The following is a 12289-nucleotide window of genomic DNA, read 5'->3' as shown; positions in this document are numbered from 1 at the left end:
ACTTATGGACCCCGTCGCCGCACTGCTCGAGATCGCGTCTCTGCTGGAGCGCGAACGGGCTTCGCGCTACCGGGCGAAGGCGTTCCGCCAGGCGGCGGCGACTCTGCAGCAACTGCCCGAGGAGGTCCGTGAGGACCCCACCAGGCTGCGCGCCGCCAAGGGCATAGGGGAGTCGACCTTCGGCGTCATCCGGCAGGCGCAGGCCGGAGAGGTCCCGGAGTATCTCGTCGAGCTCCGCGGAGAGGTCGAGCCCGAGAAGATGTCGCAACTGCGCGCCAAGCTCCGCGGTGACCTGCACGCACACACCGATTGGTCCGACGGCACGACACCCATCGCCGTCATGGCGGAGGCGGCGCGAGCGCTCGGGCACGAGTATCAGGCGATCACTGATCACTCGCCGCGCCTCCGGGTGGCCCGCGGACTCTCTGCCGAGAGGCTCCGCGAGCAGATTCCCCTCGTACGGGCGGAGTCGGGAGACGGGTTCACCCTTCTTGCGGGTATCGAGGTCGACATCCTCGAGGACGGCGCCCTCGATCAGGAGGATTCGCTTCTCGGAGAGCTCGACATCGTCGTGGCATCCGTTCATTCGAAACTGCGCATGGAGGCGAGGCCTATGACGGCGCGGATGATAGCTGCCGTGTCGCACCCGCGAGTCAACGTGCTCGGTCATTGCACCGGCCGCCTCGTGCAGGGGGAGCGGGGCACTCGGCCGGAGTCGCAGTTCGACGCCCGCGCAGTCTTCTCGGCCTGCGCTGAGAACGGCGTCGCGGTCGAGATCAATTCCCGGCCGGAGCGTCAGGACCCGCCTGACGAGCTGATCGCGATCGCCCTCGACGCTGGGTGCCTCTTCTCGATCGACTCCGATGCGCACGCGCCGGGTCAGCTCTCGCTGCTCGACCACGGCGCAGCGCGCGCGGAGCGGGCCGGAGTACCCGCCTCCCGCATCATCACGACCTGGGGTCTCGATCGACTGCTCGCCTGGGCGAACTGAATCAGCCTTCGATAGTCGCGATCGCGGCGACGGCACGCGTCATCGAGCCTCCGAGATTCCACTTCTCCGCGAGCGCCGTCGCGGCGTCCGCCTCGGCCGGGTCGAGCGGTCGCAGCGCCTCGGTCGGCGCGACGATGTCGAGATCGGGGGCCACGGCGACGACCGTCGGGGCGACGTCGAGGTAACCGGTCGCGGCGAGGATCTTCGCTCGGACCCCGGCGCTCATACCCTCTCCGGCTTCTGCTGCCGCGCGGATCCCGATGAGATCCCCGTGCGACTGCAGCAGGGTCGCTGCGGTCTTCTCGCCGACCCCCGCTACGCCTGGCAGCCCGTCGGACGCGTCGCCGCGCATCGTGGCGAAGTCGGCATACTGACCGGGGAGGACACCGTACTTGGCCACCACGACCGCATCCGTCACGATCTCGAGGTTGCTCATGCCTCGTGCCGTATAGATGACACGGACGTCTCTCGCGTCGTCGACCAGCTGGAAGAGGTCGCGGTCACCCGTGACGATGTCGACGGGCATCGTCGCGTGCGTGGCGAGGGTGCCGATGACGTCGTCGGCCTCGTGTTCGGCGACACCGATGATCGGGATGCCGAGGAGGCCGAGCGTCTGACGGATCAGCGGGATCTGCGCCTCGAGGGGATCCGGGACCTCTTCGACGTCGGGGCCCGTCGCCACGACCTCGACGACTCGGTGCGACTTGTAGCTCGGGATCAGATCGACCCTCCACTGCGGCCGCCAGTCGTCATCCCAGCAGGCGACCACGTGCGTCGGCTCGTAGAGGGTGATGAGCTTCGCGATGATGTCGAGCAGGCCGCGAGCCGCGTTGATCGGGGAGCCGTCCGGCGCCGTCACCTTGTCGGGAACGCCGTAGAAGGCGCGGAAGTAGAGACTGGCGGTGTCGAGCAGGAGAAGCTTGTCGGCGCGGGGCATGCCGACAGTCTGTCAGCGCGCGGGCCGCGCGTGGTATTGCATCCTTCACGCAGCCCCGAGATCTGATAGCCTTGATTGTCACTCGTGGCGTGCACATGCATGCCCGGGTGGCAGAAATCACATCAATCGCTGCAGAGCTCGCGATCGGCCGTGCGCGGCCGGAGCCCTCAGCCCGAGTCTCCATTCACAAGGACAACCCACTACATGACTACCGCAACGACCGCCCCGGCCACCAAGCAGGTCGCCATCAACGACATCGGATCTGCTGAGGACTTCCTGGCCGCGGTCGAGAAGACCCTGAAGTTCTTCAACGACGGCGACATCATCGAAGGCACGATCGTCAAGATCGACCGCGATGAGGTCCTCCTCGATGTCGGATACAAGACCGAGGGTGTCATCCCCTCCCGCGAGCTCTCGATCAAGCACGACGTCGACCCCAACGAGGTCGTCAAGGTCGGCGACGAGGTCGAGGCCCTGGTTCTCCAGAAGGAGGACAAGGAAGGCCGTCTGATCCTCTCCAAGAAGCGTGCTCAGTACGAGCGTGCCTGGGGAGACGTCGAGAAGATCAAGGAGAACGACGGCGTCGTCACCGGTACGGTCATCGAGGTCGTCAAGGGTGGACTCATCGTCGACATCGGCCTCCGCGGCTTCCTCCCGGCTTCGCTCATCGAGCTGCGCCGCGTCCGCGACCTCACGCCGTACCTCGGCCAGGAGATCGAGGCCAAGATCCTCGAGCTCGACAAGAACCGCAACAACGTCGTGCTCAGCCGCCGTGCGCTGCTCGAGCAGACGCAGTCGGAGTCGCGCACCACGTTCCTGAACAACCTGCACAAGGGTCAGGTCCGCAAGGGTGTCGTCTCGTCGATCGTCAACTTCGGTGCGTTCGTCGACCTGGGCGGCGTGGACGGCCTCGTGCACGTCTCCGAGCTGTCCTGGAAGCACATCGAGCACGCCTCCGAGGTCGTCGAGGTGGGCCAGGAGGTCACCGTCGAGATCCTCGAGGTCGACCTCGACCGCGAGCGCGTCTCCTTGTCGCTCAAGGCGACGCAGGAGGACCCGTGGCAGGTCTTCGCCCGTACCCACGCGATCGGTCAGGTCACGCCGGGTAAGGTCACCAAGCTCGTTCCGTTCGGTGCGTTCGTGCGCGTCGCAGACGGCATCGAGGGCCTCGTCCACATCTCCGAGCTCTCCAGCAAGCACGTCGAGCTGGCCGAGCAGGTCGTGTCGGTCGGCGAAGAGGTCTTCGTCAAGGTCATCGACATCGACCTCGAGCGTCGCCGCATCTCGCTCTCGCTGAAGCAGGCGAACGAGGCAGTCGACGTCAACGGCACCGAGTTCGACCCGGCGCTCTACGGCATGCTCGCCGAGTACGACGAGGCCGGCGAGTACAAGTACCCGGAGGGCTTCGACCCCGAGACCGGTGCGTGGAAGGACGGCTTCGACACCCAGCGCGAGGCATGGGAGCAGGAGTACGCTGCAGCCCAGGCTCGCTGGGAGGCTCACAAGGCTCAGGTTGCCAAGGCAGCCGAGGCTGAGGCAGCCGCTGGCGACGACTTCGGTGGCCAGGTCTTCTCGAGCGAGGCCGCAGGCGCGGGCACGCTCGCTGACGACGAGGCTCTCGCGGCTCTCCGCGAGAAGCTGTCGGGCGGCAACGCTTAAGCATCACGCTCAGGAACGGGCCGTCATCCTTCGGGGTGGCGGCCCGTTCCGCGTATCCACCCGTATCCGTGCGGCGTGCAGGGCTACGTGACCGAACATTACGTCCGCATTCGTAACATTCCGGCGGGTTGGCCAGCATGGGGGTATGACCTCTCTGCTCTCGGCGCCGTCCACGGCACACGGCCCGGCGATCGCCGGTACCGCGCAGCCCGTGCGCCTGCATGGGGTGGAGCGGAGCTTCCCCGTCGCTCGCGGTCGGCGCGACGTCCTCCGAGGTGTCGATGTCGATGTCGCAGCCGGTGAGATCGTTGCGATCGTGGGACCTTCCGGATGCGGCAAGTCCACGCTCCTGCGTCTGGTCGGTGGGCTGGATGCGCCGACGGGCGGCCGCATCCTGCTCGATGACTCGGGCGTCGCGGACGTCGATGAGCGCACCGCGATCGCCTTCCAGGAGCCCCGGCTCCTGCCCTGGCGGACCATCGCGCAGAACGTCGAGCTCGGGCTGCCCCGCGGCACCGCGCGACGTGAAGGCCGCGAACGCGTGCGCGAGCTGCTCGAACTCGTCGGTCTCGAGCAGGCCGCAGACCAGCGTCCGCGAGAGGTGTCGGGTGGAATGGCGCAGCGCGCCTCGCTCGCCCGGGCGCTCGCTCGCAACCCCGGCGTCCTCCTCCTGGACGAGCCCTTCGGCGCGCTCGACGCCCTCACGCGACTGCGGATGCACGATCTCCTCCTGAAGATCCACGCCGCAGAGCCCACGACCGTCCTCCTCGTCACCCACGACGTCGAAGAGGCCCTCTACCTGGCCGATCGCGTGCTGCTGCTGCGCACGCTGGTCGGCGACGCCGAGACGGACGCGCCCTCGATCGCGCGCACGATCACGGTTCCCGGCATCCGCCCCCGCGACCGTGCCGATCGCGGCCTCGCGGACCTCCGCGCCGAGCTCCTCGAGGGACTCGGCGTCGACACCCACCACAGCACCGCCACCGAGGAGACCCGATGAGCACCATCACACGCCGAATCTTCCCCGCGATCGCCATCGCCGGGACGATGATGCTCGTCGCGTCCGGTTGCGTCGCCGGGGAGAACGCCACGGCTTCCGACACGTCGAAGGACGATGCCGCCGCCACCGGCGAGTGGTCGTCCGACACGCTGTCGATCGACTTCGCCACTTACAACCCGCTGAGCCTCGTCATCCGCGACCAGGGGATCCTCGAGGAGATCCTGGGCGACGACGTCGACGTCGAGTGGGTGCAGTCCGCCGGCTCCAACAAGGCGAACGAGCTGCTGCGCTCCGGATCGATCGACGTGGGCTCGACCGCCGGCTCCGCAGCGCTGCTCGCCCGCGCGAACGGCTCGCCCATTCAGGTCATCGACATCTTCTCGCAGCCCGAGTGGTCTGCCATCGTCGTCGGTCCCGACAGCGACATCACCTCGGTCGAGGATCTCGCGGGCAAGTCGGTCGCAGCGACCAAGGGCACCGACCCCTACTTCTTCCTGCTGCAGTCCCTCGAGGAAGCCGGCCTCTCGGTCGACGACGTCGAGGTGCAGAACCTCCAGCACGCTGACGGACGCGCAGCGCTCGACGGCGGCTCGGTCGACGCCTGGGCGGGCCTCGACCCGATCATGGCCGCGGCCGAGGTGGAGTCGGGCGACCGGCTCATCTACCGCAACGTCGACTTCAACACCTACGGATTCCTGAACGCCACCGAGGACTTCATCGAGAACCACGCCGATCTCGCGCAGGCCGTCGTCGACGCCTACGAGCAGGCGCGCGAGTGGGCCCTCGAAAACCCCGACGAAACGGCCGCGCTGCTGGCCGAGGTCGCGGGCATCGACATCGAGGTCGCGAAGACCGTCATCACCGAGCGCTCGAACCTCGATGTGAGCGGCATCCCGGGAGACGACCAGGTCGCGGTGCTCGAGAAGATCGCTCCCGTGCTCGTCGACTCCGGTGATGTCCAGGGCGGCAAGGACTCGGTCGACAAGGCGCTGGACTCGATCGTGAACGCCACCTTCGCAGAGAAGGCGGTCGGGGGCGAGTGAGTCTTCCCGACCAGCTCGTGGTGGTGCCGGCGGACGCGCGGGAGGCGCTCGACGCCGCTCGTGGCGTCCGTCGGCGCACCGAGGTGGGCGCGCGGCATGCGTGGGACCGTCCGGTGGTTCGCGTCATCGGCGGATTCCTGCTGCCCGCCCTCATCATCGTCGCCTGGCAGGTCGTCACGACCACCGGACTCGTCGCTCCCTACCTCCTCCCGTCCCCGGCGTCCGTCTTCGCCGCCGGCGTCGAACTGGCCGAGCGGGGTCTGCTCTGGACCCACATCGCGATCTCGGTGCAGCGTGTGCTGCTCGGCTTCGCGATCGGATCCGTGATCGGACTCGCGATCGCGGGGATCGTCGGGCTCTCGAAGATCGGCGACGTGCTGCTGAGTCCCACGCTCTCGGCCGTTCGTGCGGTCCCGTCTCTGGCCTGGGTGCCGCTCCTGATCCTCTGGATGCAGATCGGGGAGGAGTCCAAGGTGACCCTGATCGCCATCGGTGCGTTCTTCCCGGTCTACACCACCGTCGCATCGGCCCTCCGACACGTCGATCCCCAGCTCGTCGAGGCGGGACGCTCGTTCAGCCTCCGCGGCTGGTCGCTCTTCCGCACCGTGCAGCTGCCCGCGGTCGTGCCGTCTGTGGTCGCAGGCCTCCGGCTCGCACTCGCACAGGCCTGGCTCTTCCTCGTCGCCGCAGAGCTGATCGCCTCGTCGATGGGACTCGGGTTCCTGCTCACGGATTCGCAGAACAGCGGACGCGTCGACAGGATCATCCTGTCGATCGTCCTGCTCGCGCTTCTCGGCACGATCACCAACGCTCTTCTCGTGCTGGTCGAGAAGTATCTGCTCCGACGGTGGGTGTGACCGTGACGGAAGCACGTCTGCACGAGACACGCACGTATCCCGCGCCCGCCGGCTTCGCCGCGACGGCGAATGTGACCGTCGAGGCCTACGCACGGGCATCGTCGGATCCGACGCTCTTCTGGGAGCAGGCCGCCGAGCGGCTCGACTGGGCCGAGCCGTGGCACACGGCTCACGAATGGGATCCGCCTGTGGAGGATGCCATCCCCGCCGCGCGGTGGTTCGTCGGCGGACGGCTCAACGTCGCGTACAACTGCGTCGACCGCCATGTCGAGGCCGGCCGCGGCGACAAGGTCGCCCTGCACTTCGAGGGTGAGCCGGGCGACCGCATCGCCGTGACGTACTCGGACCTCCAGGACAGGGTGTCGCGCGCGGCCAACGCGCTCACCGCACTCGGCATCGGCCCGGGCGACCGCGTCGTCATCTACCTCCCGGTGCTGATCGAGACTGTCGTGATCACCCTCGCCTGCGCACGAATCGGAGCCGTGCACTCGCTCGTGTTCGGCGGGTTCTCCGCCGAGGCGGTGCGGTTCCGGCTCGCCGACACCGGAGCCAAGCTGCTCGTGACGAGCGACGGCCAGTTCCGCCGGGGCACCGCAACCGAGGTCAAATCGACGGCCGACATCGCTGCCGCGGATCTTCCCGACCTCGAACACGTCCTCGTGCTCCGGCGCACCGGGCAGGATGTTCCCTGGACCGAGGGACGCGACGTCTGGTGGCACGACGTCGTCGACACCGCCTCGTCCCGGCATGAGCCCCAGGCATTCGATGCCGAGCATCCGCTCTTCATCATCTACACGTCGGGAACCACCGGGAAGCCGAAGGGCCTCGTCCACACGTCCGGCGGGTATCTCACGCATGCGAGCTGGGCGCACTGGGCCCATTTCGACGCGAAGCCCGACGACGTGCACTGGTGCACCGCGGATCTCGCCTGGGTGACCGCCCACACGTACGAGATCTACGGTCCGCTCTCGAACGGCCTGACGCAGGTCATCTACGAGGGGACGCCGGACACGCCGAACCGCGAGCGGCACCTCGAGATCATCGAGCGCTATGGCGTGACCGTCTACTACACCGCGCCCACGCTCATCCGCACCTTCATGACCTGGTTCGGCGCAGAGCTGCCGCAGGGGCACGACCTCTCGACACTCCGTCTGCTCGGAACGGTCGGGGAGGCGATCAACCCCGAAGCGTGGATCTGGTTCCGCCGCAACTTCGGGCGCGACGAGCTCCCGGTGGTCGACACCTGGTGGCAGTCCGAGACCGGGGCGGCGATGATCGCGCCGCTTCCCGGAGTGACGACGCTCAAGCCCGGCTCCGCATCCGTGCCGCTGCCCGGCATCGACGCGACCGTGGTCGATGAGAACGGCGAAGAGGTCGCGCCCGGAAGATCAGGAACGCTCGTGGTGCGGCGTCCGTGGCCGGGGATGGCGCGGACCGTGTGGGGGAACCCGCAGCGATACCGCGATGCGTACTGGTCGGCCTACGCCGGACACGGCGAGCACGGCGGATACTACGTCGCCGGTGACGGGGCGACGCGCGATGCCGACGGCTACATCTGGATCCTCGGCCGCCTCGACGACGTCGTGAACGTGTCGGGCCACAGGCTGTCGACGATCGAGATCGAATCGGCGCTCGTGGCGCACGACACGGTGGGGGAGGCAGGCACCGCAGGCGTCGCCGACCCGGTCACCGGGCAGGCAGTCGTCGCATTCGTCACGGCGTCAGGACGCGCAGAGGTCTCGACCTCGCAGCTGCGAGGACAGGTCGCCACAGCGATCGGCCCCGTCGCCAAGCCGAAGCACATCGTCGTGGTCCCGGATCTGCCCAAGACCCGCTCCGGCAAGATCATGCGACGTCTGCTCGCGCAACTGTGGGAGGCCGAACAGGACCGGCGCGCGGGACGCGCGCCCGCACCGCTCGGGGACACGACATCTCTGCAGAACCCGTGGGCCGTCGACGACATCGCCGCCGTGCTCGAGACCGCTGAACTGAGGACACAATGACGGAAGAACACCGCTTCGGGTTTCGCACGAGGGCTCTCCACGCCGGGGGCACACCGGATGCCGCGACGGGTGCCCGCGCCGTGCCGATCTACCAGACGACATCGTTCGTGTTCGAGGATGCGACGGATGCCGGCAACCTCTTCGCGCTGCAGAAGTACGGCAACATCTACTCACGCATCGGCAACCCCACCGTCGCCGCGCTCGAGGAGCGGCTGGCATCGCTCGAGGGCGGGATCGGCGCCGTCGCGACAGCATCCGGCATGAGCGCCGAGTTCATCACGTTCGCCGCGCTCGTCGGAGCGGGTGACCACGTCGTCGCCTCGGCGCAGCTCTACGGCGGCACCGTGACCCAGCTGGACGTGACGCTGCGTCGATTCGGCGTCGAGACCACGTTCGTCGCCTCCACGGATCCGGCCGACTACGCGGCGGCGATCCGGCCCGAGACCAAGGTCGTCTATGTCGAGATGATCGGAAACCCGTCCGGTGAGATCGCCGACATCGAAGGCCTCGCGGAGGTCGCACATGCCGCCGGTGTGCCGCTCGTCGTCGACGCGACACTCGCCACTCCATACCTCGCACGTCCGCTCGAGCATGGCGCCGACATCGTCATCCATTCGGTCACGAAGTTCCTCGGCGGGCACGGCACGACGCTCGGAGGCGTCGTGATCGAGAAGGGCACGTTCGACTGGGGCAACGGGCGCTTCCCGCAGATGACGGAGCCCGTCGAGTCGTACGGCGGGATCAAGTGGTGGGACAACTTCGGCGAGTACGGGTTCCTCACCAAGCTCCGCACCGAGCAGCTGCGCGACATCGGGCCGGCGCTGAGCCCGCAGTCCGCCTTCAACCTCTTGCAGGGTGTCGAGACGCTTCCGCAGCGCATCGACGCACATCTCGCCAACGCGCGCATCGTCGCGGACTGGCTGGCGTCCGACCCCCGCGTGGAATACGTGACCTGGGCGGGGCTCGAGGGGCATCCGCATCATGAGCGCGCCGCGAAGTACCTGCCGCTCGGGCCGGGGTCGGTGTTCGCGTTCGGAGTGAAAGCCGAAGACGGTCGCGCGGCGGGGGAGACGTTGATCGAGAACCTCCAGCTCGCATCGCACCTCGCGAACATCGGCGACGCGCGTACGCTCGTCATCCACCCGGCATCCACCACCCATCGACAGCTCACGGAGTCGCAGCTCGTGGCGGCCGGAGTGCGCCCCGACCTCATCAGGATCTCGGTGGGCCTCGAGGACGCGGACGACATCATCTGGGACCTGGACCAGGCACTCAGCACGGCGACGGGAGCGAACCGATGAGCGACACGAACATCGCGGGGGCAGACGCCTGCGCTCTCCCCGCACCGCAGGATGCTGCAGCGTGCGCGTTGCCCGGAGCGGCCCCGCTGCACCCTGAGCGCACGTGGGAAGGGCCGAGCCAGCAGCAGCGCTTCGGCATCCTCCGACGAGCGAAGTCCGTCGCGATCGTCGGCGCATCGAACAATCCGGCCCGCGCGTCCTACTTCGTCGCGACCTATCTGCTCTCGAGCACCGCGTACGACGTCTACCTCGTGAATCCGCGTGAGTCGTCGATCCTCGGACAGCCCGTCTATGCGTCGCTCGCCGACCTCCCCGTCGTCCCCGACATCGTCGACGTGTTCCGTCGCCACGAGGATCTTCTCGGCGTCGCGCAGGAGGCGATCGATGCCGGTGCGCAGACGCTGTGGCTGCAGTTGGGGTCATGGAACGAGGAGGCGGCCACCCTCGCCGAGGACGCGGGGCTCGCCGTGGTGATGGATCGCTGCATCAAGATCGAGCACGCGCGTTTCCACGGCGGACTTCACCTCGCCGGGTTCGACACGGGCGTCATCAGCTCCCGGCGTCAGCTTCTCGGACGCTGAGCACGCCCGGGTCGAAGCCTAGACTGGCCGCATGGCTCTCATCGCGCTCACCGGCGGCATCGCCTCCGGGAAGTCGACCATCGCACGACGACTGGCGGAGAGGGGAGCAGTCGTCGTCGACGCCGATCAGATCGTCCGCGACGTGCAGGCACCAGGGACTCCGGTGCTCGCAGCCATCGCCGAGACGTTCGGGGCAGAGGTCATCGCCGCCGACGGCTCGCTCGATCGTGCCGCCCTCGGCGCGAAGGTCTTCGGGGATGCCGATCACCTGGCGCAGCTGAACGCGATCGTGCACCCTGCGGTCCGCGCCGAGTCCCAGCGCCGGTTCGACGAGGCGATGTCGGCCGATCCTGCGACGGTCGTCGTGTACGACGTGCCGCTTCTGGTCGAAGCGCGCGTCGACGATCCGTGGGACCTGATCGTCGTCGCGCACGCGCCCGTGGAGGAGCGCAGGCGTCGGCTCGTGGAGATCCGCGGGATGGCGGAGCAGGCCGCGCAGGAGCGGATCGACGCGCAGGTCTCCGATGAGCGCCGCCTGGCGATCGCCGACGTGGTCATCGACACGTCCGGATCTCTGGAGCAGACGCTCGCGCAGACGGAAGATCTCTGGGAGCGGATCAGCACGTCGTGACCTTCACCGGTCACGCCCCAGGATCGCCCGTATACCGACGCCTGATCGTCGGTCTGTTCTTCGCGGGCATCGCGACCTTCGCGCAGCTCTATTCACCCCAGGCCGTGCTGCCGCAGCTGTCGACCGCTCTCGGGATCTCGCCGGCGAGCGCCGCGCTCAGCGTGTCGGCGGCGACGCTCGGGCTGGCGGCCGCCGTCATCCCGTGGTCGATGGTGGCCGACCGCATCGGGCGGGTGCAGGCGATGGCGATCGGCGTGCTCACGGCGACGGTGCTGGGGCTCCTCGCCCCGCTCAGCGCGGGGATGGAGATGCTTCTGACGCTGCGCCTGCTCGAAGGAGTCGCTCTCGGGGCTGTCCCTGCGGTCGCGCTCGCGTACCTGAGTGAAGAGGTCAGCCCGCGAAACGCCGCCGCCGCAGCGGGCAGCTACATCGCGGGAACGACGGTGGGTGGGCTGCTCGGCCGGATCGTGTCCGGCATCGTCGGCGAGCAGGCGGGGTGGCGGGAGGGCATGTGGACGGTCGCGGGGCTGTGCGCGGTGGCGGCCGTGCTGTTCCTGTGGCTGACGCCGAAGGCGCAGGGTTTCGTTCCGGGACGATTCCGCGACGGCGCCGGGCCGGGGATGCTCACTCGCCTGCTGGCGCCGCTGCGCTCGGGTCGTCAGCTCGCACTGTACGCCCAGGGCTTCCTGCTCATGGGAGCATTCGTCGCCGTCTACAACTACCTCGGGTTCCACCTCGCCGAGCCGCCCTTCGCTCTGCCTGGCTGGGTGGTGACGCTGCTCTTCCTCGCCTACCTCGCCGGCACCGTCTCGTCGCCCTGGGCAGGCTCCCTGGCCTCTCGTTTCGGGCGATACCCGGTGCTGCTGGGCGCGATCGCCGTGATGGCCGCGGGTGCGGCCGCGATGCTGGCTCTCGCCACTCCGATCGTCCTCCTCGGGCTGCTTCTCTTCACCGGGGGATTCTTCGGTGCGCACGCGGTGGCATCGGGGTGGGCGCCGGTGGCGGCAGGACCCGACAGCCGAGCACAGGCATCATCGCTGTACTACTTCGGCTACTACGCGGGATCGAGCCTGTTCGGCTGGGCGCTCGGCATCGTGTTCGGCCAGCTGGACTGGGTGTGGTTCATGGTCACGGTCCTGACGATGTGCGCCCTCGCTGCAGGCTTGGCGGTCGTGAAGCTGCGCGCATCGCCGGACACCCGTTCCTCGTGAGCGTGGACCAGCCACCGGGGCGGACTGAGCAGCTCTCCGTTCGCTGCTGACGGACGCGCGACCCCGGTGTCGGTG

11 protein-coding genes are annotated in these 12289 nt (G+C 68.4%); 10 read left to right on the top strand and 1 reads right to left on the bottom strand.

Features of this window, described 5'->3' with window-relative positions; genetic code table 11:
- Positions 1-4: 4 nt before the first annotated feature.
- Positions 5-991 (top strand): PHP domain-containing protein, encoded by a 987-nt coding sequence (locus RQG77_RS08710; protein ID WP_311244367.1) that lies wholly within the window; start codon positions 5-7, stop codon positions 989-991.
- A 1-nt stretch (position 992) separates the two neighbouring features.
- On the opposite strand, the gene RQG77_RS08705 is transcribed toward RQG77_RS08710, so the two are convergent.
- On the bottom strand, positions 993-1928 hold the full coding sequence (locus RQG77_RS08705; protein WP_311244366.1) for a 5'-3' exonuclease: 936 nt from the start codon (positions 1926-1928) through the stop codon (positions 993-995).
- Positions 1929-2132: 204 nt separating this feature from the next.
- Here RQG77_RS08705 and rpsA point away from each other — a divergent pair, with 204 nt between their 5' ends.
- The 9 genes from rpsA (at position 2133) to RQG77_RS08660 (ending at position 12214) form a co-directional block, all read left to right on the top strand.
- Positions 2133-3587, top strand: a complete 1455-nt coding sequence (rpsA, locus tag RQG77_RS08700) for a 30S ribosomal protein S1 (protein WP_120493468.1) — start codon at positions 2133-2135, stop codon at positions 3585-3587.
- Between the two features lie 145 nt (positions 3588-3732).
- Positions 3733-4587, top strand: a complete 855-nt coding sequence (locus tag RQG77_RS08695; protein WP_311244365.1) for an ABC transporter ATP-binding protein — start codon at positions 3733-3735, stop codon at positions 4585-4587.
- Positions 4584-5630: an aliphatic sulfonate ABC transporter substrate-binding protein gene (locus RQG77_RS08690; RefSeq protein WP_311244364.1), complete on the top strand. Its 1047-nt coding sequence runs from the start codon at positions 4584-4586 to the stop codon at positions 5628-5630. The genes RQG77_RS08695 and RQG77_RS08690 overlap by 4 nt, the downstream gene beginning before the upstream one ends.
- A complete protein-coding gene (locus RQG77_RS08685) occupies positions 5627-6487 on the top strand; it encodes an ABC transporter permease (protein WP_396653399.1) in 861 nt (286 codons plus the stop codon). The genes RQG77_RS08690 and RQG77_RS08685 overlap by 4 nt, the downstream gene beginning before the upstream one ends.
- A 2-nt stretch (positions 6488-6489) precedes the next feature.
- A complete protein-coding gene (gene acs / locus RQG77_RS08680) occupies positions 6490-8490 on the top strand; it encodes an acetate--CoA ligase (protein WP_311244363.1) in 2001 nt (666 codons plus the stop codon).
- The gene (locus RQG77_RS08675) at positions 8487-9791 is read left to right on the top strand and encodes an O-acetylhomoserine aminocarboxypropyltransferase/cysteine synthase family protein (RefSeq protein WP_311244362.1); all 1305 of its coding nucleotides are present in this window, start codon (positions 8487-8489) and stop codon (positions 9789-9791) included. The genes acs and RQG77_RS08675 overlap by 4 nt, the downstream gene beginning before the upstream one ends.
- The gene (locus RQG77_RS08670; protein WP_311244361.1) at positions 9788-10372 is read left to right on the top strand and encodes a CoA-binding protein; all 585 of its coding nucleotides are present in this window, start codon (positions 9788-9790) and stop codon (positions 10370-10372) included. Before RQG77_RS08675 ends, RQG77_RS08670 begins: the two co-directional genes overlap by 4 nt.
- Before the next feature lie 31 nt (positions 10373-10403).
- Entirely contained in the window at positions 10404-11003 is a 600-nt protein-coding gene (coaE, locus tag RQG77_RS08665; RefSeq protein WP_311244360.1) for a dephospho-CoA kinase, read from the top strand.
- Positions 11000-12214, top strand: a complete 1215-nt coding sequence (locus RQG77_RS08660; RefSeq protein ID WP_311244359.1) for an MFS transporter — start codon at positions 11000-11002, stop codon at positions 12212-12214. The genes coaE and RQG77_RS08660 overlap by 4 nt, the downstream gene beginning before the upstream one ends.
- The last annotated feature ends 75 nt before the right edge of the window (positions 12215-12289 follow it).

The sequence above is a fragment of the Microbacterium sp. WCS2018Hpa-23 genome (assembly GCF_031843845.1).
Lineage (GTDB): Bacteria > Actinomycetota > Actinomycetes > Actinomycetales > Microbacteriaceae > Microbacterium.
The sequence above is the reverse complement of the archived record's forward strand: the minus strand, read 5'-3'. Positions and strand labels throughout refer to the sequence as shown.